We start from the raw sequence: 21,099 nt of genomic DNA, 5'->3' as shown, positions 1-21,099 counted from the left end.
TCCTGCACAAGCCATCGTTCCCGACGACATGACCGACCAGACCGACAATCCCGCATCCATCGCCGACGAAAACAGCCTGATCGCCGAGCGACGGAGCAAACTGGCGGCGTTGCGCGAGCAGGGGATCGCCTTCCCGAACGATTTCCGTCGAGCCGATTTCGCCGGCGATCTGCAGGCCGAATTCGCCGATGCCGAGCACTGGACCGGCGAGGCGCTGGAAGCGTCCGGCCGTCGGGTGGCAGTGGCCGGGCGCCTGCTGGCCAAGCGGGTGATGGGCAAGGCCGCGTTCGCCCAGTTGCAGGACATGAGCGGGCGGGTCCAGCTGTTCCTGCAATCGAATGTGCTCGGCGAAACCTACGAGGCGTTCAAGGGCTGGGACGTCGGCGACATCGTCGCTGTGGAAGGCTCGCTGATGCGGACCCGGACCGGCGAGCTGTCGGTCAAGGCCGACACGCTGCGGCTGCTGACCAAGGCGCTGCGCCCGCTGCCGGACAAGTGGCATGGCCTGAGCGACGTCGAACAGCGCTATCGTCAGCGTTACGTCGACCTGATCGTCAGCCCCGAGGCGCGCGAGGTCTTCGTCAAGCGTTCGATGATCATCCGCGCGATCCGGTCCTGGCTGGACGCCCGGCGTTTCCTTGAGGTGGAAACGCCGATGATGCATTACATCCCCGGCGGCGCTACTGCCAAGCCCTTCGTTACCCACCACAACGCCCTGGGCCTGGACCTGTACCTGCGGGTGGCGCCGGAGCTGTACTTGAAGAGGCTGGTGGTCGGCGGGCTGGAGCGGGTCTACGAGATCAACCGCAATTTCCGCAACGAAGGCGTCAGTACCCGGCACAACCCCGAATTCACCATGCTCGAACTGTACGAGGCCTATGCCACGTACCACGAAGTCATGGACCTGACCGAGAACGTCATCCGCGATACCGCGCGGGAGGTGCTTGGCGTCACCGAAGTGGAGTGGGAAGGGCAGTTGATCGATCTGGGGGCGCCTTTCCGCCGCTGGCGCATGGACGAGGCGGTCTGCCACTACAACCCCGAGATCACCTTGGCCGACTGCACCGATCGCGAGGCCCTGCTGAAGCATTGCCAGCGGCTGGGACTCAAGACCAAACCCGGCCATGGCTGGGGCAGCCTGCTGCTGGAAATTTTCGAGGCGACGGTGGAGGACAAGCTGGTCCAGCCGACCTTCATTACCGAGCACCCGATTGAAGTGTCGCCGCTGGCCCGCGCCAGCGACGATGGCTCCGGCTATACCGACCGCTTCGAGCTGTTCATAAACGGCAAGGAAATCGCCAACGGCTTTTCCGAACTCAACGACCCCGAGGATCAGGCTGCGCGCTTCCAGGCCCAGGTCGAGGCGAAGGAGGGCGGCGACGACGAAGCCATGCATTACGACGCCGACTACATCCGCGCGCTCGAAGTCGGCCTGCCGCCGACCGGCGGGCTGGGCATCGGCATCGACCGGCTGGTGATGCTGCTGACCGGGTCCGGTTCGATCCGCGACGTCCTGCTGTTCCCGTACATGCGTCCCGAGGCCTGAGACCTCCGGCGCCCGGCGACAGTGCTGTGGCGTACGGTGACACGCTGGGGCAGTTTCTGCGTAACTGCCGCACAACCAGCGCCCGGCGATGGCCCGGCTAGGGTATCGGACTGTGCCTGAAGTGTGCGTTACATCAACCGATATCGCGCAGGAGCGGGATAAATCGCTGGAGGAGTGGCATCCGTTCCATAATTGGGGTTAATCTTCCAGCTGGCATGAGTTATGCAGCATTTCCGGCTATAGCACAGGATTGCGTTGGTACAAAAAGCAGGTGGCAGGCCGCGACCATGACGATGCGGCTTTCCACATCGTCGCCGGAGCAGGCGCGGAGATCAGTACATGTTGGATGCCAGCAGGGTCTACACCGGAGTATCCTCTCCCGACAGCCATCATGGCTGGCCGCTCGGGGGTGTCACCGACTTGAACATCGTCATCGTTGACGACCAGACGTCGGCGCGGACCATGCTGCGCCACGTTATCGAGGACATCGCCAGCGAATTGTCGGTGCACGATTTCGGCGATCCGCAGCTGGCGCTTGCCTGGTGCGAAAACAACCGCACCGACCTGCTGCTGCTGGACTATCGGATGCCGGGCATGGACGGGCTGGAATTCGCCCGCCGCTTTCGCCGCCTGCCGATGCATCGCGATATCCCGATCGTGCTGATCACGGTGGTCGGCGACGAACCGATCCGCCAGGCTGCGCTCGAGGCCGGGGTGATCGATTTCCTGGTCAAGCCGGTGCGTCCGCGTGAACTGCGCGCGCGTTGCCGCAACCTGCTGCAGCTGCGGTTGCAGTCGGAGAACGTCAAGCAGCGGGCGATGTCGCTGGAGCAGCGCCTGCTGTCCAGCATGCACGAAGTGGAAGAGCGCGAACGCGAGACGCTGTCCCGCCTGGCGCGCGCGATCGAATACCGCGACAGCGGCACCAGCGCCTACCTGGAGCGGATGGCGCATGTGGCTGGGCTGATCGCCGAGCAGTTGGAGATGTCCGAGGACGAGATTCGCACGATCGAACTGGCGGCCCCTTTGCACGACATCGGCAAGATCGCGATTCCGGACAATGTGCTGATGAAACCGGGCCCGCTCTCGGAGGACGAAGCCACCGTCATGCGCCGGCACCCGCGGATCGGCCATGAATTGCTCAGCGGCAGCCAGAATCGCTTCATCCAGCTGGGGGCGGTGATCGCGTTGCGGCACCACGAGCGTTACGACGGCAGCGGTTACCCGGACGGCCTGGTCGGCGACGAGATTCCGCTGGAAGCGCGGATCGTGGCGGTGGCCGACGTGTTCGATGCACTGATCTCGCCGCGGCCGTACAAGAAGGCCTGGAGCAAGGATGCGGCGCTGGCCCATCTGTATTCCCAGCGCGGGCGCCTGTTCGACCCGAAGTGTGTGGATGCGCTGATCCAGGGGCGCGAGCGGCTCGAGGACATTTGCGAGCGCTATTCGACGGTGCAGATCCGTCCGGGGATGGAGTGACCGGCATGGAGCGCAACCTCGTTTCTTGGATGCAGCATCGCCTGTCCAACCGCCCCGACAGCGAGCATGGGCAGACGGCTATTCGCGTCATCATTTTTACCGGGGTCATCGTCTACATGGCGATCGCGTCCCAGTTCAGCGCCCTGCCAGCCGATGTCTATCTGTGGTCGAGCGTGATGAGCGGCATCGGTGCAGGCATTGGCCTGATGCTGTTCATCGCGATATTGATCAATCCGGGTAAGTCGCACGTGCGTCGGATCATCGGCATGGTCACCGACTACGGTCTGATGACCGCGGCGATGCTGCTGAAGGGTGAGCCTCTGGCTTGGCTGTACGTGATCCTGATGTGGGTGACGGTCGGCAACGGCTTGCGTTACGGCAACCGCTATCTGGCCGGCGCAGTGGTATCGGCCTGCATCAGTTTCGGCATCGTGCTCGTCGCCAACAGCTACTGGAGGCAGAACTTCAGCCTCGGTCTCGGATTGTGGGTCGGGTTGATCGCGGTACCGCTCTATCTTTCCGGATTGCTGCGTGCGTTGACCCGCGCCACCGAAGAGGCACGTCGTGCCAACGAGGCCAAGAGCCGCTTCCTGGCCAACATGAGCCACGAGTTCCGCACGCCCTTGAACGGGTTGTCCGGCATGTCCGACCTGCTGGCGACCACGCGGCTGGACAACGAGCAGCGCGAATGTCTGTCAACCATCCAGGCATCGACACGGTCCTTGCTGGCACTGGTCGAGGACGTGCTGGATATTTCCGCAATCGAGGCGGGCAAGCTCAGGTTGGATGTCGTCGAGTTCTCGCCACGTGAAATCGTCAACAATATCGGCTTCATATTGCTGCCGCAGGCCAAGGCCAAGCAGCTGGAATACACCGTCGACATGGCCGACAACGTGCCCGAGAGGGTGCGCGGAGATTCTCGCCATCTTCGGCAGATCCTGCTCAACCTGGCCGGTAATGCGGTCAAGTTCACCGACAAGGGGAGCGTCAAGCTCGAGATCGCCTGCATCGCTGCCGACGACAGTGGAGTCGCGCGATTGCATTTCGCGGTATCCGATACGGGTATCGGTATTCCGGCGAACGTGCGCGAGCGCCTGTTCGAGGCCTTCGAACGCGCAGACGCCAGCCTGATCCGGCGTTACGGCGGTACAGGACTTGGCACCACGATCGCCAAGGCCTTGACCGAAGCCATGGGGGGCAGCATCGGATTCGAAAGCGACGAGTCCAGTGGCAGCCGCTTCTGGGTCGATATCCCGTTCGAGGTGGTGACGACTGTGGAGCGGCGACATGAGCCGCAGCCCGCGGTTGCCTGGATCGAGGAACAGGAGCCGGCCGAGAACGTCATCGCATTTTCCGATCCGTTCCTGCGGCACCGTGCCCGTGTGCGCAGCATGCAGATCCTGGTGGCGGACGATCATGAGGCCAACCGGATGGTGGTGCAGCGTCTGTTGCAGAAGGCGGGTCATCGCATCACTTGTGTCAGCGGCGGCGAGGACGTGCTGGATGCGCTGGAGAGTTCGGAATATGACGCCGTCATCTGTGACCTGCATATGCCCGAACTCAGCGGTCTCGATCTGCTCAAGCAGTTGCGGATGATGGAGGCTGGCAGCCCGCGCCGTACGCCCTTGCTGATCCTGAGCGCCGACGTTACCCCGGAATCGATCCAGCGTTGCGAGCAGGCCGGTGCACGCGCATTCCTGGCCAAGCCGGTGGTCGCAACGCGCTTGCTGGACGTGCTGGCGGAAATTGCTTCTCAGGGAAAAGTCACCGCTCCGACGCAGGTCCAGCGGGCCGATCACCTGTCCGCGCCCGATGGTGTCCTCGATCCCGGTGTGCTGGATGAATTGAACGCGCTGGGCATGGGCGAGTCGTTCGAACGCGAGTTCGTCACCCAGTGCCTCAACGATGCCGACGGCTGCATCGGCGCCATGTCCCATGCGATGGAGCAGGGCGATTCGAACCGGCTACGCGAGCACGCGCATGCCTTGAAAGGCGTTGCCAGCAACCTCGGGCTGGTGCGATTGGCCAGCGCGAGCGGAGAGTTGATGCGTCTGCCCGATTGGCAGGTGACACGGGAATGGCGTCAGCGTGTGGCGATGCTCAACTCGCATTTGACGCACGGGCGCGCGGCGCTGGAGGCGCGCGAGCGCAACAGGAAAGCTGCCGAAGCCGCAAACAAGAAGGACAGCGAGTCGAGCTGAGCGGGGGATGCCGGCACGAAAATGCCGGACAGCCAGGCCCCGTTGCCCGGCTGTCCGACCCTCCCACCTATGACTTGAATTGGTGCGGAAATCCTCGGTGGATCTCAGGCGGCGCGAATGCTTGCACGCTTTTCCTGCGCGCGCACGATCCGCTCCATCATCCGCAACGACTTGTCGCCGAGCGCCAATGCGGTGTCCACCCAGATTTCGGTGATGCCCATCAACTCGTCGTAGCTGACCTTCTGTGCGAGATTGCGTACCGCGTTCATCGCCAGATGCGAATGCGGCGAACGCTGCTGCTGCCGGATCAGGTCCTGAACCGCGGCTTCGCCTTCGCCCTTCGGCACCAGGATGTCGACCACGCCCATCCTGTGCATGTCCTCGCTGCTGTAGATGGTGCCGTCGAGGATGATCTTTTCGGCCAGTTGCGGGCTGACGCGCTTGCACAGGAACGAATAGGCTCCCATGCCCGGGAACAGCCCGAACAGCACTTCCGGCAAGCCCATCTCGACGCCTTCTTCGGCAACGATGGTGTGGCAGGCCAGTGCCATTTCAAGGCCGCCGCCCAGGGCGTCGCCCTGGACCAGCGCGATCGTGCGCACGTCGCCGCCGAGTCCGGTATGCAGGGTATGGACGCCGTCGATGCAGCGGCGCGCGTAGGCCAGCAGGTGTTCGCGATCCTTGCCGCGAATCAGCTTCGAGAACAGGTCGAGGTCGCCACCCAGATTGAATGCGTTGGCGGCGGAGGCGAGCACGAAATGGCGCAGACGACCGGACTCGCGTTCGCTTTCGCGCCGCGTGATCGACGAGGTGAAGCTCCACATTTCTTCCAGCAGTTCGCTACGGAAACAGGGGCGGGTGCCGTTCGGGGCATCCTCGTGCATGTACATCCAGTGGCTGTTGCCATCGGGGGCCGATTCGGCGCGGATGGTGGAAAAACGCTGGGTACGCTGCAACTTCTCGACGTTGCTCATGACAGGATCCTCGGTGGTGGTCTGGATCGTCCGGGGCCAGTATTGCGAACGGGGCTGGCCTGGGGCGAAAGGTGTGCGGGGTGCACGGGACCGATGCTACTACCGAACGGATGGCCACAGAGGCGCCTGGAGGCCCTCTGCGGACGAGTCGCGAGGGCATGGATGTTCGTATGTGTGACGGATATCACATTTAGAGGGCGTTGCCGCCCGCGGAGGAGGGAAGCGATGAATTGATCGGCCCGGGTCGGTGGCCGATGGAATCCTAAGCGGATTCTGCCCTCAGTTCCTTGCGCAGGATCTTGCCGACATTGGTTTTCGGCAACTCCTGGCGGAACTCGATGTGCTTCGGCTGCTTGTAGCCGGTCAGGTTGTCGCGGCAATAGCTGCGGATGGCCGCTTCGTCGAGGCTCGGGTCCTTGCGCACCACGAAGATCTTGACCGCTTCGCCGGATCGTTCGTCCGGTATGCCGATGGCGGCCACTTCCAGCACGCCGTTCATGCCGGCGATGACATCCTCGATTTCGTTGGGGTACACGTTGAAGCCGGAGACCAGGATCATGTCCTTCTTGCGGTCGACGATGTAGAAGAAGCCGTCGTCGTCCATCTTGGCCATGTCGCCAGTGTGCAGCCAGCCGTCCTTGTCGAGCACGTTCGCCGTCTCTTCAGGACGTTGCCAGTACCCCTTCATCACCTGCGGGCCCTTGATGCACAGCTCGCCGACCTCGCCGACCGGCAGGATGTCTCCGTCGTCGTTCTTCACGCAGGCATCGGTGGAAGGGATAGGCAGGCCGATGGCGCCGTTGTATTCCTTCAGATCCATCGGATTGATGCAGGCGGCCGGTGCGGTTTCGGTCAGGCCGTAGGCTTCCACCAGGGTCACGCCGGTGACCTTTTTCCAGCGTTCGGCCACGGCGCGTTGCACGGCCATGCCTCCGCCCAGGGTCATGTGCAAGCGCGAGAAATCGACTTGGTCGAAGCCCGAGGTATTCAGCAGGCCATTGAACAAGGTATTGACGCCAGTGATGGCGGTGAACCCTATATCCTTGATTTCCTTGATGAACCCAGGCATGTCGCGGGGGTTGGTGATCAACAGGTTGGAGGCGCCGAATTTCATGAAGACCAGGCAGTTCGCCGTCAGCGCGAAGATGTGGTACAGCGGCAACGCGGTCACGATCAGCTCGCCATCCGTCTTGACGCTCTGACCGATCCAGGCCGATGCCTGCTGCATGTTGGCGACCATGTTGCGGTGGGTCAGCATCGCGCCCTTGGCCACGCCGGTGGTGCCGCCGGTGTATTGCAGGAAGGCGATATCCTCGGGGTCGATGTCGACTTCCGGAAGCGCATGCCCGCTTCCGGCCGACAGCGCTTGCCTGAAACGGATGGCGCCGGGAAGCCGGTAGTCCGGGACCATCTTCTTCACGTACTTCAGCACGAAGTTGATGATCGCTCCCTTGGGGAAGCCGACCAGATCACCGAGACCGGTGGTGATGACCTGCCTGACCGGGGTATCGGCCAGCACTTCCTGCACGGTATCGCCGAAGTTGTCGACGACCACGAGCACGCTGGCGCCGGAATCGAGCAACTGATGCTTCAGTTCCCGGGGCGTGTACATCGGGTTGACGTTGACCACCGTCAGGCCCGCACGCAGGGTGCCGAAGATGGCGATGGGATACTGCAGGCAGTTCGGCATCATGATGGCGACGCGGTCGCCCTTCTTCAGCTTCAGTTCGCCGAGCAGGTAAGCGGCGAACTCGCGGCTCAGCCGGTCGATATCGCCGTAGGTGAGCGTCTTGCCGAAGTTGGAGAAGGCGGGGCGGGCGTGGTAATCCCGGATGGCGGTATCAAGCACGGAGACGACGGAGCGATACTCGTCGAGGTCGATTTCGTGCGGAATGCCTTTCGGGTAACTCTTGAACCACGGCCGGTCCTGAATCATGTTGTCATTCCTCCCCATGGATCTTGAGCATGTCTGAATTGATTGGAGCCACTGGCGCCAACGCTGGGCGTCTGGATCGAAGCATACCGTTCCGCATGGAAAACGCGAAGGGTATTGCCGGTCCACGCGCGTGGTTTGCATGCATGGCCCTGATCCTGGTGACCATGCTGATGTCGGCCTGTAGCCGCCCGCCGGCGGAAGAGCGCCTGCGCCATCAGGTGGAAACCATGCTGGAGGCGGTACGAACGGGCAATGCGCGCGGGTTCATGGCTGGCGTGACAGAGGATTTTGCCGGCAATGGCGGGATGGATCGTGCTGCGTTGCACAACCTGCTGCGCGCGCAGATCCTGGCCAATGCCGATATCGGCATCAGCAGTGGCCCCTGGGATATCCAGGTCCAGGGCGAACATGCCAGCCTGCGCATGCGCGTGATACTTGCCGGGGGTGGTCGGCTGCTGCCGGATCGTGCACAGACCTACGACCTCACCAGCGGCTGGCGGGAAGAGGATGGAGAATGGCGCGTTTACTACGCCGAGTGGAAGCCCTTGCTGTAGGTGCCGGGATCAGCGGCACTTCCGGTAGGGGGAAGCATCGACCAGCGCCTTGTTGCGCGGTTTCAGCGGTGGCCCGCCTTTCCAGCCTTCGTCGTTCGCGGAGATGGTCAGCTTGTCCCGGGTCTCATCCGCATTGAAGGCCATGATGACCGGCCAGTTGCCCGGAGCCCCGTAGGGGAAAAACCACTGCACGATGCCCTGATAGAAGTTGCCGCCGTAACTGGCGGCGTATTCGACCTTGGCGTAGCGCTCGGTCTTGCCGGACACGGTGATGCTGATGCCCTGGGGGTCGACGACGATCAGCGGCTCGCGTGAGCAGTCGCCGGCCGGTGCATAGCGGCCATGCAGGTCGGGGAAGTCCTTCATCCCGGTCACTTCGATGGCGTTGGCCGACAGCGGCAGCAGCAGGGCGGTCAGGACGGCGGTTCGCAACACGGCAGCTAACGAAGACATGGTGCCTCCAGGCGGGTCGTGATGGCCATGACTATAACGCCATCGAGCCACCGCGACCGGCCACCTTCGGTCGGCAAACGCAGGCTCGGGATGGCGGCCGAGCGCCCCGCGTGCTTCGCGGGGCGGGGTTTCCGCCGGTCGTGAAGGCCGAATCAATCCTTGCGGGAGGCCAACTGGCGCAGCACGTAATGCAGCAGGCCGCCGTGGCGGAAATACTCCACTTCCTTCGGCGTCAGCAGCAATACGTCCACCTCGAATTCGACTCGGCTGCCGTCGGCGCGGGTCGCGCTGACCCGTGCGGTCTTCGAGTCGCCGTCCTGCAGGCCGGTGACATCGAGGATTTCCGGTCCCTGCAGCCCCAGCGACTGCGCGTTCTGCCCATCGCGGAAGCGCAGCGGCAGCACGCCCATGCCGACCAGGTTGGAGCGGTGGATGCGCTCGAAGCTTTCGGCGATCACCGCCTTGATGCCCAGCAGGTTGGTGCCCTTGGCCGCCCAGTCGCGCGACGATCCGGTGCCGTATTCCTTGCCGGCCAGGACTACGGTCGGCACGCCGTCGGCCCTGTATTTCATCGCCGCGTCGTAGATCGACATCTTCTCGGGAGTGGCGCTGCCGAAGTACAGCGTGTTGCCGCCTTCCTCGCCGTCGAAGAACAGGTTCTTGATGCGGATGTTGGCGAAGGTGCCGCGCACCATCACGTCGTCGTTGCCGCGGCGGCTGCCGTAGCTGTTGAAGTCGGCCGGCTGCACGCCGCGCGAGATCAGGAAGCGGCCGGCCGGGGAATCCTTCTTGATGTTGCCGGCCGGGCTGATGTGGTCGGTGGTGATCGAATCGCCGAAGATGCCCATGATGTGGGCGCCATGGATATCGGCGATGTCGCCGACTGCCGTCGTCATGCCGTCGAAGTAGGGCGGGTTCTTGATGTAGGTGGAGGCTTCGCTCCAGGCGTACAGCTCGCCGTCGGGCGATTCGATGGTGTTCCAGCGGCTGTCGCCCTTGAATACATCGGCGTAGTTCTGCTTGAACATCTCCGGGCCGATCGTGGCGGCGATGAAGTCGCCGATTTCCTTGTTGCTCGGCCAGATGTCGCGCAGGTAGACCGGCTGGCCGTCGCTGCCGGTGCCCAGCGGCTCGGCGGTCAGATCGATGTCGACGGTACCGGCCAGCGCGTAGGCGACCACCAGCGGCGGCGAGGCCAGGTAGTTCATCTTCACTTCCGGATGCACGCGGCCTTCGAAATTGCGGTTGCCCGACAACACCGAGCTGACCACCAGGTCGCCGGCGGCGATGCCGGCGCTGACTTCCGCCGGCAAGGGTCCGGAGTTGCCGATGCAGGTGGTGCAGCCGTAACCGACCACGTAGAAACCGATCTTTTCCAGATCGTCCAGCAGCCCGGCCTTCTGCAGGTAGTCGGTGACCACCCGCGAGCCCGGCCCCAGCGAGGTCTTGACCCACGGCTGGCGGGTCAGGCCGCGGGCGGCGGCATTGCGCGCCAGCAGGCCGGCACCCAGCATCACCGCCGGGTTGGATGTGTTGGTGCAGGAGGTGATGGCGGCGATCACCACCGCGCCGTCCTTCAGGCGGACCTTGCGGCCGTCGATCTCGATGTCGGAGAAGCCCTTGCTGAGCTGTTCGTTGCCGACTGCCGCGCCGCCGCCTTCGGCGACGAAATCGGCCACCTCCTGGCTGCGCTTGTCGCGATTGGCGGTCAGCGCCGGCAGGTTGTCGTTGTAGTTGCGCTTGACGTCCTGCAGCAGCACGCGGTCCTGCGGGCGCTTGGGCCCGGCCAGCGAAGGGCGCACGTCGCCCATGTCCAGATGCAGGGTGGAACTGTAGTCGGCGTGCGGACTGTCCGGGGCGTGCCACAGTCCTTGCGCCCTGGCGTAGACTTCGACCAGGGCGATCTGTTCCTCGCTGCGGCCTGACAGGCGCAGGTAGTTCAGCGACTCGGCGTCGATCGGGAAGATGCCGCAGGTGGCGCCGTATTCCGGCGCCATGTTGCCGATGGTCGCGCGGTCGGCCAGCGGCAGGTGCTGCAGGCCGTCGCCGAAGAATTCGACGAACTTGCCGACCACACCGTGCTGGCGAAGCATCTGCGTCACCGTCAGCACCAGGTCGGTGGCGGTGGCGCCTTCGGGCAGTCTGCCGGTCAGCTTGAAGCCGACCACCTGCGGGATTAGCATCGACGAGGGCTGGCCGAGCATGGCCGCTTCGGCCTCGATCCCGCCCACGCCCCAGCCGAGCACGCCGATGCCGTTGATCATCGTGGTATGGCTGTCGGTGCCGAACACGGTGTCCGGATAGGCCCAGTCCTGGCCGTCCTTCTGCCCGGTGAACACTACCCGGGCCAGGTTCTCCAGGTTGACCTGGTGCACGATGCCGGTGTTCGGCGGCACCACCTTGAAGTTGTCGAAGGCCTTCTGCCCCCAGCGCAGGAAGCCGTAGCGCTCCTTGTTGCGGTCGAACTCGATCTTGCCGTTCAGGTCGAGCGCCTCGGGCTTGCCGAACACGTCCACCTGCACCGAATGGTCGATGACCAGTTCGGACGGGATCAGCGGATTGATCTGGTCGGCGTCGCCGCCGAGTTTCACCACCGCATCGCGCATCGCCGCCAGATCGACCACGCAGGGCACGCCGGTGAAATCCTGCAACACCACGCGGGCTGGCATGAAGGCGATCTCGGTGTCCGGCTCGGCCTTCGGGTCCCAGCTGGCCAGCGCTTCGATGTGCTGCGGCAGCACACTGACGCCGTCCTCGTGGCGGAGCAGGTTCTCCAGCAGGATCTTCAGCGAATAGGGCAGCCGGCTCAGGTCATGGCGTTGGCCGAGCCGCGGCAGGCTGGCATAGGTATAGGACCTGCCGTTGACGGTCAGGGTGTCTCGGGTGGCGAAGGAATCACGCATGGTGCGGCTCCTGTGGCGGGGGAGTGGGGCGGCTCGTCGGAGGTGCGGCCAAAGGCGCATTTCCAGCGCTCCGATCTGTGTGCATTATGCGCCCGACGCGAAGTGATGGCTTGAGTACGCATGAGAAAGTACGTATCATTTATGCATACCTGAGAGGGCATCCGAATGGAAGCTACCGTTGCCGAACGCGGCCAGATCACCTTGCCGAAAGCGGTCCGCGATGCGCTGGGCTTGACCAAGGGCACCACCCTGAAGGTCGAGCTGGACGGCAGCCGGATTGTTTTGCGCAAGAACGTCGACGACGCCATTTCGCGTGTGCGCGGGCGCTTCAAGCTGGACGGCTTTGCCGATACCGACGAGGCGATGCTGGCCTTGCGCGGGCGCGCGCCCGGCGAGCCGCTGGAGCCATGATCGCCACCGACTCGTCGGTCGTCATCGACCTGCTGGCCAACGGCCCGCAGGCCGACGCCGCCGAGGCCTGCCTGCGCCAGTGTCTGGGTGCGGGCCCGGTGGTGATTTGCGATGTGGCCGTAGCCGAAGTCTGCAGCGCCCTGCGCGATGGCTCGGAGGCACTGGCCGCGCTCGAAGACATCGGCATCCGCTTCAGTCCGCTGGAAACCAAGTCGGCCCTTCGCGCCGGTGAAATGCAACGGCGCTATCGTCAGCGTGGCAGCAGTCGTACCCGCGCGGTGCCGGATTTCCTGATCGGCGCGCACGCGCTGCTGCAATGCAATGGCCTGATCACCCGCGACGACCGCTTCTATCGCGACTACTTCAAGGGATTGAAGTTGATCGTGCCGGTCGCCGAATGAACCCCTGAACCCACCGCATCCAAACACAGCCATACGGAGCCGCCATGCTGGAAGCCTACCGCCAACACGAAGCCGAGCGCGCCGCGCTGGGCATCCCCCCGCTGCCGCTGACCGCGCAGCAGACCGCAGAGCTGATCGAGCTGCTGAAGGCCCCACCGGCCGGCGAGGCAGAGTTCCTGCTCGACCTGCTGACCCATCGCGTGCCGGCCGGCGTCGACGACGCGGCCAAGGTCAAGGCCAGCTACCTGGCCGCGCTGGCCTTCGGCAGCGAGAAGAACGCGCTGATCTCCCCCGCGCGCGCCACCGAACTACTGGGCACCATGCTCGGCGGCTACAACGTCCATCCGCTGATCCAGCTGCTGGACGATGCCGAGCTGGGCACGGTCGCCGCCGAGGGTCTGAAGCACACCCTGCTGGTGTTCGACGCCTTCCACGACGTGCAGGAGAAGGCCGAGGCAGGCAATGCCAACGCCCAGGCAGTGCTGAACAGCTGGGCCGAGGCCGAATGGTTCACCAGCAAGCCGGAAGTGCCGGAAAGCCTGACCATCACCGTGTTCAAGGTGCCGGGCGAAACCAATACCGACGACCTGTCGCCGGCGCCCGACGCGACCACCCGTCCGGACATCCCGATGCACGCGCTGGCGATGCTGAAGAACAAGCGTCCCGATGCGCCGTTCGTACCCGAGGAAGACGGCAAGCGCGGTCCGATCCAGGCCATCGCCGACCTCAAGCAGAAGGGGCATCTGGTCGCCTATGTTGGCGACGTGGTCGGCACCGGTTCCAGCCGCAAGTCGGCGACCAACAGCGTGCTGTGGTGGACCGGCGACGACATCCCGTACATCCCCAACAAGCGCGCCGGTGGCGTCTGCCTGGGCGGCAAGATCGCGCCGATCTTCTACAACACGATGGAAGACGCCGGTGCGCTGCCGATCGAGCTGGACGTTTCGCAGATGGAACACGGCGACGTGGTCGAACTGCGTCCGTATGACGGCAAGGCACTGAAGAACGGCGAAGTGATCGCAGAGTTCGCCCTGAAGTCCGCAGTGCTGCTGGACGAAGTGCGTGCCGGCGGCCGCATTCCGCTGATCATCGGTCGTGGCCTGACCGCCAAGGCGCGCGAGGCGCTCAAGCTGCCGCCGACCGATCTGTTCCGCCTGCCGGTCAACCCGCCGGATACCGGCAAGGGCTTCAGCCTGGCGCAGAAGCTGGTCGGCCGTGCCTGCGGCCTGCCGGAAGGCAAGGGCATGCGTCCGGGCACCTATTGCGAGCCGAAGATGACCTCGGTCGGTTCGCAGGACACCACCGGCCCGATGACCCGCGACGAGCTGAAGGACCTGGCCTGCCTGGGCTTCTCGGCCGATCTGGTCATGCAGTCGTTCTGTCACACCGCCGCCTACCCGAAGCCGGTGGACGTGAAGACCCACCACACGCTGCCGGAATTCATTTCCACCCGCGGCGGCGTGTCGCTGCATCCCGGTGACGGCATCATCCACAGCTGGCTCAACCGCATGCTGCTGCCGGACACCGTCGGTACCGGCGGCGATTCGCACACCCGCTTCCCGATCGGCATCTCGTTCCCGGCTGGCTCCGGCCTGGTCGCCTTCGCCGCCGCTACCGGGGTGATGCCGCTGGACATGCCGGAAAGCGTGCTGGTGCGTTTCAAGGGCAAGATGCAGCCGGGTGTGACCCTGCGCGACCTGGTTCACGCGATTCCGCTGTACGCGATCAAGGCCGGTCTGCTGACCGTCGAGAAGAAGGGCAAGAAGAACATCTTCTCCGGCCGTATCCTCGAGATCGAAGGCCTGCCGGAACTGAAGGTGGAGCAGGCCTTCGAGCTGGCCGACGCCTCGGCCGAGCGTTCGGCTGCCGGCTGCACGGTGCGGCTGGACAAGGCGCCGATCATCGAATACCTCAACAGCAACATCACCCTGCTGAAGTGGATGATCGCCGAGGGCTACCAGGACGCGCGCACGCTGGGCCGCCGGATCAGGAAGATGCAGGAGTGGCTGGCCGATCCGCAGCTGCTGGAGCCGGATGCCGACGCCGAGTACGCCGCGGTGATTGAGATCGATCTGGCCGAGATTGTCGAGCCGATCGTCTGCTGCCCGAACGATCCGGACGACGCCAAGACCCTGTCCGAAGTGGCTGGCGCCAAGATCGACGAGGTGTTCATCGGCTCGTGCATGACCAACATCGGCCACTTCCGCGCCGCGGCCAAGCTGCTGGAGGGCAAGCGCGACATCCCGACCCGGTTGTGGATCGCGCCGCCGACCAAGATGGACGCCAGCGAACTGACCAACGAAGGCGTCTACGGTACCTTCGGCACCGCCGGTGCGCGGATGGAAATGCCGGGCTGCTCGCTGTGCATGGGCAACCAGGCGCAGATCCGCGAGGGCGCGACCGCCATGTCGACCTCGACCCGCAACTTCCCCAATCGCCTGGGCCGCAACACCGACGTGTACCTGGGGTCGGCGGAACTGGCGGCGATCTGCTCGCGTCTGGGCCGGATTCCGACCCGCGAGGAGTACATGGCCGATATCGGCGTCATCAACGAGAACGGCGCCGATATCTACCGCTACATGAACTTCGACCGGATCGAGGAGTACCGCGAGGTGGCCGATACCGTTGAGGCCTGACGGCGTGGCCTGATTCGCATTGCAAAGGGCCCGGTATTGCCGGGCCCTTCGTCGTTTCAGGCTCTCCGGATCATCTCTGTGGTCCGATCAGTCCAGCCAGCCCTCGATCGCGTCGGCCATCGCCCGACGCGACAGCAGCAGATCCCAGTAGCTGCCGCCCAGTTGCCGCCACAACACCGCCGAGCGCACCGCGGCCAGCAGGATGGCGCGGATTTCCGAGACCACGGCCGGCTGCGACAGGTAATGCGGATTGCCTTGCACCATGACCTTGGGGCGCAGGTGGCTGAGTGTGTCGGCATACAGGTTGCCGAGCGCCGCCAGCACGTCCGGATGGGTGCTGCCGTGCTCGTCGGCCTGTGGCGACAGCTCGGCAATACCGTTGCCGACCGCGGTCACCGTGTTGGGTTCGCCGATGAAGCGGCGCTCCAGTTGCAATACCGCCATGAACAGCTTCAGCAGGCCGTCGTCGCGGTTGCGCTTGTCGAGATGGTCGCGCAACACCCGCAGGCCGGCCCGCAACGACGTGACCTCACCGTAGACCGCTTCCGGGGTCTCGGCATCGATGCGGAACACGCTGTCGAGCGCGGTCTGCACCTGCGCCGGGTCGGATTGCCCGGTCTCGGCGATCCGCCGCACCTGGGCCAGCGCCTGCACCAGTCCGGCCAGGGCCAGCACGCGTTCGGAAAGCGGGCGGCTCATGCGGCTTTCCCCGTCGTTGCGGCATGTCCGAACGGGGCATCGGTGCGCTCGATCACCGCACCGCCCAGGCAGACATCGCCCTGGTACAGCACCACCGACTGACCGGGGGTGACCGCCCGCTGCGGCTGCGGGAACTCCACGCACAGGCGGCCGTCGTCGCCGACCGCGACCCGGCATGGCTCGTCGGCCTGCCGATAGCGGGTCTGCGCCGTGCACTCGAATTCGCGCGCCGGCGCTGCGCCGGCGCACCAGTGCGCCGGTTCCGACCACAACCGGGTCGACAGCAGCCACGGGCTGCGGGTGTCCTGATCGACGTACAGCACGTTGTCCTCCACGTCCTTTCCGACCACGTACCACGGTGCGGCCGGACGCCCGCGCACGCCACCGATCTGCAGGCCTTCGCGCTGGCCGAGGGTGAAATAGAACACACCGGGATGCTCGCCGATGCGCTGGCCGTCCGGAGTGCGCATCTCGCCGGGCCGGGCCGGCAGGTAGCGGCCGAGGAATTCGCGGAAGTCGCGCTCGCCGATGAAGCAGATCCCGGTCGAATCCTTCTTGTCGTGGGTTGGCAGGCCGGCATCGCGGGCGATTCCGCGCAGTGCGTCCTTGTGCAGTTCGCCGACCGGAAACAGCGTGGCCGACAGTTGCGCCTGGCCCAGCTGGTGCAGGAAATAGCTCTGGTCCTTGTTGCGGTCCACGGCGCGCAGCAGTCGCCACTGGCCGTCGGCCTGGTCGATGCGGGCGTAGTGGCCGGTGGCGATCTTCTCCGCGTCGAGTTCGCGCGCCGCATCCAGGAAGTGCTTGAACTTGACCTCGCGGTTGCACAGCACGTCCGGGTTGGGGGTTCGCCCGGCGGCGTATTCGGCGAGGAAATGCTCGAACACGCCGGACCAGTATTCGGCGGAAAAGTCGCGGAAGTGGAACGGGATGCCGAGCCGGCCACAGACCGCGACCGCGTCGCGGCGGTCGTCCTCGGCGCGGCATTCGCCGCTGCCGTCGTCGGACCAGTTCTGCATGAACAGCCCCGCCACCGACTCGCCCGATTCGACCAGGCGCAGGGCGGCCACCGACGAATCGACGCCGCCCGATACCCCGACCACGACCCGCGCGGAACTCATGGCGCGGCGTTTCCGTCGATCTGGCTCAGCATCTGCAGCGGGTAGCGACGTCCGGCCAGCCAGTCGGCCACCACCTGCCAGACCATCGGGCTGCGGTGGCGTTCGCAGGCCTGTTCCAGTTCGGACGGCGTCATCCACAGTGCACGCTCGATGCCGTCGTCGAGGGGGCGGGAAGGATCGTGGCGCAGCGGCCTGGCGGTGAAGGCGAAGCGCAGGTAGTGGCGGCCGTCGCTTTCTCCCGGGCGCACCGGCGCCTTCCACTGGTAGGCGCCAATGAAGTCGGTCAGTTCCACGTCCCAGCCGGTTTCTTCCAGCGTCTCGCGCAGCGCCGCCTGCAACAGGCTCTCGTCGGGTTCCAGATGACCGGCCGGCTGGTTCAGCACCAGCCGGTTGCCGCCGGCGTATTCCTCGACCATCAGCAGTCGCCCGTCGCGGACCACCACCGTGGCCACGGTGACGTCGGGCTGCCAGAAGCGACCTTCGCGATAACTCACAGATCGTCCTTGTCGCCGGAAAGCTCGATTTCCATGTCGTCGGCCGTCTGCGCGGCGATGTCCATGGCCTGTTCCAGTTCGACTGCGGAGACGCCGTCGGGCAGCTTGATGACGAAATACAGGATGTCGCCGCCGATTTCCCAGCTGCCCAGCTTGCTGGCACGGCTTTCGGCCAGCAGTGCCAGCGCCCTGGCACCGTCGATGCCGTCATCGGCAACCCGGGCGGCCGGCGAGAACACTTCGCGGATGGCGAAGCCGTCGACGCTTTCGGTGCCGCCACTGACGAAGACCAGCTGGGTGCGGCCTTCGGACGAGTAGCTGTAGGTCACCTTGTAGTCGCCGTCCTCGTCGAGGACATACTTGACGCCGCGCGCATCCAGACGGGCTTCGACCGAAGCGTCCCGGGCCAGCACGGGCGCTGCCGGCAACAGGGCCGAAAACAGGCAAAACAGCGGACGCAGGGGCAGGGACATCGGTTTCGTCGGTTCGCGGCAGTGCAGGGAATCCTTATTGTGAAGCTCGGGGCCGCCTGCGTCCACGCGCGTGGGCCCCGGTATAATTCCCGGCATGGGCACGCAAGGCGAAAACGAACGCGATCACGGCGTACTGGTCGAGGCCAGCAAGCCGGAAGTCGCGCCGCCGCCGATGTACCAGGTGCTGCTGCTGAACGACGATTACACGCCGATGGACTTCGTGGTCGGCGTGCTGCAGCAGTTCTTCTCGATGGACCTGGACAAGGCCACCCAGGTCATGCTGCACGTGCATACCCGGGGCCGCGGTGTCTGCGGGGTGTTCACCCGCGAGGTGGCCGAGTCCAAGGTCGCCCAGGTCAACGAGTTCTCGCGGATGAACCAGCACCCGCTGCTGTGCACCATGGAAAAGGCCTGACGGTGCGGCGGATTGGCCGAAGGCTTTCCGTTTCCTGAACGAAGCAATTCATCCGGATTGTGGAAATCGCGGCCGCAGACCGCATATTGTTGGCATCGGTAGGCAGGAGTTCGCCATGTTCAGCAAAGATCTGGAACAGACCATCGGCCAGTGTTACAAGCGAGCCCGCGAGGCGCGCCACGAGTTCATGACGGTCGAGCACCTGCTGCTGGCCCTGCTGGACAACGAGTCGGCGCTTGCCGTGCTGAGGGCCTGCGGCGCCGACACCGACCGTCTGCGCGCCGAACTGGAGAAGTCCATCGAGACTTCGGTCTCGCGGCTGGCCGAGGACGATGGTCGCGACACCCAGCCCACGCTGGGCTTCCAGCGGGTCCTGCAGCGCGCGGTCTACCACGTGCAGTCTTCGGGCAAGAAGGAAGTCACCGGCGCCAACGTGCTGGTGGCGATCTTCGGCGAAAAGGATTCCCACGCCGTCTATTACCTGAACCAGCAGGACGTGAACCGGCTCGACGTGGTCAACTACCTGTCGCACGGCATCGCCAAGAGCGGCGATGAAGAAGCTGGCCCGGGCGACGAAGCCGCCGCCAAGGCCGAAGGCGGCGAGGGCGAAGGCAAGGGCGACGCCCTGGCCGAATACGCCAGCGACCTCAACGCGATGGCCCGCGAGGGCCGGATCGATCCGTTGGTTGGCCGCGGCGAGGAGATCGAACGTACCATCCAGGTCCTGTGCCGCCGGCGCAAGAACAACCCGCTGTACGTCGGCGAGGCCGGCGTCGGCAAGACCGCCATCGCCGAAGGCCTGGCCAAGCGCATCGTCGAGGGACAGGTGCCGCCGGTGCTGCACGATGCGACGATCTATTCGCTGGACCTGGGCGCGCTGGTGGCGGGCACCAAGTACCGTGGCGATTTCGAGAAGCGGCTGAAGGCGGTGCTGGGGGCGATCAAGAAGCATCCGGGCGCGATCCTGTTCATCGACGAGATCCACACCATCATCGGCGCCGGCTCGGCCAGCGGCGGCACCATGGATGCTTCCAACCTGATCAAGCCGGCGCTCGCCAGCGGCGAGCTGCGCTGCATCGGCTCGACCACGTTCCAGGAATACCGCGGCATCTTCGAGAAGGACCGCGCGCTGGCGCGGCGCTTCCAGAAGATCGACATCGTCGAGCCCACCGTGGGCGAGACCTACGAAATCCTGCAGGGGCTGAAGCCCAAGTACGAGGCCCATCACGATGTGACCTACGCCGACGAGGCCCTGCAGGCCGCGGTCGAATTGTCGGTCAAGCACATCGGCGACCGATTGCTACCGGACAAGGCGATCGACGTCATCGACGAGGCCGGCGCGCGCCAGCGGCTGTTGCCGGAAAGCGTGCGCAAGGCGCTGATCGACGTCGAAGAGGTCGAGACCATCGTCGCCAAGATGGCGCGCATCCCGACCAAGCAGGTCAGCGCCTCCGACAAGGACGTGCTGCAGCACCTGGAGCGCAACCTGAAGATGGTGATCTTCGGCCAGGACCCGGCCATCGATACCCTGACTTCGGCGATCAAGCTGGCGCGCAGCGGCCTGGGCAATCCGGACAAGCCGATCGGCAGCTTCCTGTTCGCCGGCCCGACCGGCGTCGGCAAGACCGAGGTGACCAAGCAGCTGGCGCTGCAGCTGGGAATCGAGCTGGTCCGCTTCGACATGAGCGAATACATGGAGCCGCATTCGGTCAGCCGCCTGATCGGCGCGCCGCCGGGCTACGTGGGTTTCGACCAGGGCGGCCTGCTGACCGAGAAGATCGTCAAGACCCCGCATTGCGTGTTGCTGCTGGACGAGGTGGAGAAGGCGCACCCGGACATCTTCAACATCCTGCTGCAGGTGATGGACCGCGGCACGCTGACCGACACCAACGGCCGCGAGGCCAACTTCAAGAACGTGATCCTGGTGATGACTACCAATGCCGGCGCGGCGCAGGCGGCGCGGCGCTCGATCGGTTTCACCAAGCAGGACCACAGCACCGATGCGATGGAAGTGATCCGCAAGGGCTTCACCCCGGAGTTCCGCAACCGGCTCGATGCCGTCGTGCAGTTCCAGGGACTGGGCTTCGACCACATCCTGCGCGTGGTGGACAAGTTCCTGATCGAGCTGGAAGCGCAGCTGCACGAGAAGGGCGTCGGCCTGACGACCACGCCGACCGCGCGCGACTGGCTGGCCCAGCACGGATTCGATCCGCTGATGGGCGCACGGCCGATGGCGCGGGTGATCCAGGACAAGGTCAAGCGCCCGCTGGCCGACGAACTGCTGTTCGGCAAGCTGGTCGGCGGCGGTCGGGTCAACATCGACGTGGTCGACGACGAACTGGTCGTGGAAGCCTTCGCCGAACCGGAGCGCCTGCTGCCGGCGACGGTGTGAGCCTCCAGTGGCGC

At 65.0% G+C, this 21,099-nt stretch carries 17 protein-coding genes; 9 read left to right on the top strand and 8 right to left on the bottom strand.

Translation table 11 applies throughout. The annotated features are described in order from the left end of the window. The first annotated feature begins 28 nt into the window (after nucleotides 1-28). From lysS to CSC70_RS09105, 3 genes are all read left to right on the top strand, one after another. A complete protein-coding gene (lysS, locus tag CSC70_RS09115) occupies nucleotides 29-1,546 on the top strand; it encodes a lysine--tRNA ligase (protein WP_162456367.1) in 1,518 nt (505 codons plus the stop codon). A 339-nt stretch (nucleotides 1,547-1,885) separates the two neighbouring features. Continuing rightward, nucleotides 1,886-3,025 (top strand): response regulator, encoded by a 1,140-nt coding sequence (locus CSC70_RS09110; protein WP_162456366.1) that lies wholly within the window; start codon nucleotides 1,886-1,888, stop codon nucleotides 3,023-3,025. A gap of 5 nt (nucleotides 3,026-3,030) precedes the next feature. Next, a complete protein-coding gene (locus CSC70_RS09105; RefSeq protein WP_162456365.1) occupies nucleotides 3,031-5,226 on the top strand; it encodes an ATP-binding protein in 2,196 nt (731 codons plus the stop codon). Nucleotides 5,227-5,330: 104 nt separating this feature from the next. On the opposite strand, the gene CSC70_RS09100 is transcribed toward CSC70_RS09105, so the two are convergent. Then, on the bottom strand, nucleotides 5,331-6,200 hold the full coding sequence (locus CSC70_RS09100) for a crotonase/enoyl-CoA hydratase family protein (RefSeq protein WP_162456364.1): 870 nt from the start codon (nucleotides 6,198-6,200) through the stop codon (nucleotides 5,331-5,333). A 262-nt stretch (nucleotides 6,201-6,462) separates the two neighbouring features. Next, a complete protein-coding gene (locus tag CSC70_RS09095) occupies nucleotides 6,463-8,136 on the bottom strand; it encodes a long-chain fatty acid--CoA ligase (RefSeq protein WP_162456363.1) in 1,674 nt (557 codons plus the stop codon). Nucleotides 8,137-8,279: 143 nt separating this feature from the next. Between CSC70_RS09095 and CSC70_RS09090 the strand changes: the two genes are divergently transcribed. Further along, nucleotides 8,280-8,690 (top strand): nuclear transport factor 2 family protein, encoded by a 411-nt coding sequence (locus tag CSC70_RS09090; RefSeq protein WP_162456362.1) that lies wholly within the window; start codon nucleotides 8,280-8,282, stop codon nucleotides 8,688-8,690. A gap of 9 nt (nucleotides 8,691-8,699) precedes the next feature. On the opposite strand, the gene CSC70_RS09085 is transcribed toward CSC70_RS09090, so the two are convergent. Both CSC70_RS09085 and acnA read right to left on the bottom strand, forming a co-directional pair. Then, nucleotides 8,700-9,143 (bottom strand): hypothetical protein, encoded by a 444-nt coding sequence (locus CSC70_RS09085; protein WP_162456361.1) that lies wholly within the window; start codon nucleotides 9,141-9,143, stop codon nucleotides 8,700-8,702. Between the two features lie 152 nt (nucleotides 9,144-9,295). Then, nucleotides 9,296-12,046, bottom strand: a complete 2,751-nt coding sequence (gene acnA, locus CSC70_RS09080) for an aconitate hydratase AcnA (RefSeq protein WP_162456360.1) — start codon at nucleotides 12,044-12,046, stop codon at nucleotides 9,296-9,298. Nucleotides 12,047-12,211: 165 nt separating this feature from the next. Between acnA and CSC70_RS09075 the strand changes: the two genes are divergently transcribed. Genes CSC70_RS09075 through acnB form a run of 3 tightly spaced genes read left to right on the top strand, consistent with a single transcriptional unit; the run spans nucleotide 12,212 to nucleotide 15,494 of the window. Then, nucleotides 12,212-12,457, top strand: a complete 246-nt coding sequence (locus CSC70_RS09075; protein ID WP_162456359.1) for an AbrB/MazE/SpoVT family DNA-binding domain-containing protein — start codon at nucleotides 12,212-12,214, stop codon at nucleotides 12,455-12,457. Beyond that, complete coding sequence (locus CSC70_RS09070; RefSeq protein WP_162456358.1) at nucleotides 12,454-12,858, top strand: type II toxin-antitoxin system VapC family toxin; 405 nt, start codon at nucleotides 12,454-12,456, stop codon at nucleotides 12,856-12,858. Before CSC70_RS09075 ends, CSC70_RS09070 begins: the two co-directional genes overlap by 4 nt. A 44-nt stretch (nucleotides 12,859-12,902) precedes the next feature. Beyond that, entirely contained in the window at nucleotides 12,903-15,494 is a 2,592-nt protein-coding gene (gene acnB / locus CSC70_RS09065; RefSeq protein ID WP_162456357.1) for a bifunctional aconitate hydratase 2/2-methylisocitrate dehydratase, read from the top strand. A gap of 87 nt (nucleotides 15,495-15,581) precedes the next feature. Here the strand turns inward: acnB and hflD are convergent, their stop codons facing one another. The 4 genes from hflD to CSC70_RS09045 are packed head-to-tail and all read right to left on the bottom strand — an operon-like array spanning nucleotide 15,582 to nucleotide 18,278. Continuing rightward, complete coding sequence (gene hflD, locus CSC70_RS09060; RefSeq protein WP_162456356.1) at nucleotides 15,582-16,193, bottom strand: high frequency lysogenization protein HflD; 612 nt, start codon at nucleotides 16,191-16,193, stop codon at nucleotides 15,582-15,584. Next, nucleotides 16,190-17,311 carry a tRNA 2-thiouridine(34) synthase MnmA gene (gene mnmA, locus CSC70_RS09055; protein WP_162456355.1) on the bottom strand — a complete coding sequence of 374 codons (1,122 nt, stop codon included), beginning with the start codon at nucleotides 17,309-17,311 and terminating at the stop codon, nucleotides 16,190-16,192. Before mnmA ends, hflD begins: the two co-directional genes overlap by 4 nt. Further along, nucleotides 17,308-17,805, bottom strand: coding sequence for an NUDIX hydrolase (locus tag CSC70_RS09050; RefSeq protein WP_162456354.1), 498 nt, complete (start codon nucleotides 17,803-17,805; stop codon nucleotides 17,308-17,310). Before CSC70_RS09050 ends, mnmA begins: the two co-directional genes overlap by 4 nt. Continuing rightward, nucleotides 17,802-18,278, bottom strand: coding sequence for a hypothetical protein (locus CSC70_RS09045; protein ID WP_162456353.1), 477 nt, complete (start codon nucleotides 18,276-18,278; stop codon nucleotides 17,802-17,804). Before CSC70_RS09045 ends, CSC70_RS09050 begins: the two co-directional genes overlap by 4 nt. 94 nt (nucleotides 18,279-18,372) lie before the next feature. Between CSC70_RS09045 and clpS the strand changes: the two genes are divergently transcribed. Further along, a complete protein-coding gene (gene clpS, locus CSC70_RS09040; RefSeq protein WP_162456352.1) occupies nucleotides 18,373-18,693 on the top strand; it encodes an ATP-dependent Clp protease adapter ClpS in 321 nt (106 codons plus the stop codon). 115 nt (nucleotides 18,694-18,808) lie between these two features. Beyond that, a complete protein-coding gene (clpA, locus tag CSC70_RS09035) occupies nucleotides 18,809-21,085 on the top strand; it encodes an ATP-dependent Clp protease ATP-binding subunit ClpA (protein WP_162456351.1) in 2,277 nt (758 codons plus the stop codon). The last annotated feature ends 14 nt before the right edge of the window (nucleotides 21,086-21,099 follow it).

Source organism: Pseudoxanthomonas kalamensis DSM 18571 (assembly GCF_010211745.1).
GTDB classification, from domain to species: Bacteria; Pseudomonadota; Gammaproteobacteria; order Xanthomonadales; family Xanthomonadaceae; genus Pseudoxanthomonas_A; species Pseudoxanthomonas_A kalamensis.
This window is presented reverse-complemented; position numbering and strand designations above follow the sequence as displayed.

Bases quoted from the DNA above. Each gene is read 5' to 3' on its own strand.
- CSC70_RS09100 (WP_162456364.1), bottom strand. From the start codon at position 6,200: ATGAGCAACGTCGAGAAGTTGCAGCGTACCCAGCGTTTTTCCACCATC.
- CSC70_RS09070 (WP_162456358.1), top strand. From the start codon at position 12,454: ATGATCGCCACCGACTCGTCGGTCGTCATCGACCTGCTGGCCAACGGC.
- CSC70_RS09075 (WP_162456359.1), top strand. From the start codon at position 12,212: ATGGAAGCTACCGTTGCCGAACGCGGCCAGATCACCTTGCCGAAAGCG.
- clpA (WP_162456351.1), top strand. From the start codon at position 18,809: ATGTTCAGCAAAGATCTGGAACAGACCATCGGCCAGTGTTACAAGCGA.
- acnA (WP_162456360.1), bottom strand. From the start codon at position 12,046: ATGCGTGATTCCTTCGCCACCCGAGACACCCTGACCGTCAACGGCAGG.
- CSC70_RS09110 (WP_162456366.1), top strand. From the start codon at position 1,886: ATGTTGGATGCCAGCAGGGTCTACACCGGAGTATCCTCTCCCGACAGC.
- lysS (WP_162456367.1), top strand. From the start codon at position 29: ATGACCGACCAGACCGACAATCCCGCATCCATCGCCGACGAAAACAGC.
- CSC70_RS09105 (WP_162456365.1), top strand. From the start codon at position 3,031: ATGGAGCGCAACCTCGTTTCTTGGATGCAGCATCGCCTGTCCAACCGC.
- clpS (WP_162456352.1), top strand. From the start codon at position 18,373: ATGGGCACGCAAGGCGAAAACGAACGCGATCACGGCGTACTGGTCGAG.
- mnmA (WP_162456355.1), bottom strand. From the start codon at position 17,311: ATGAGTTCCGCGCGGGTCGTGGTCGGGGTATCGGGCGGCGTCGATTCG.
- CSC70_RS09095 (WP_162456363.1), bottom strand. From the start codon at position 8,136: ATGATTCAGGACCGGCCGTGGTTCAAGAGTTACCCGAAAGGCATTCCG.
- CSC70_RS09090 (WP_162456362.1), top strand. From the start codon at position 8,280: ATGGCCCTGATCCTGGTGACCATGCTGATGTCGGCCTGTAGCCGCCCG.
- CSC70_RS09045 (WP_162456353.1), bottom strand. From the start codon at position 18,278: ATGTCCCTGCCCCTGCGTCCGCTGTTTTGCCTGTTTTCGGCCCTGTTG.
- acnB (WP_162456357.1), top strand. From the start codon at position 12,903: ATGCTGGAAGCCTACCGCCAACACGAAGCCGAGCGCGCCGCGCTGGGC.
- hflD (WP_162456356.1), bottom strand. From the start codon at position 16,193: ATGAGCCGCCCGCTTTCCGAACGCGTGCTGGCCCTGGCCGGACTGGTG.
- CSC70_RS09085 (WP_162456361.1), bottom strand. From the start codon at position 9,143: ATGTCTTCGTTAGCTGCCGTGTTGCGAACCGCCGTCCTGACCGCCCTG.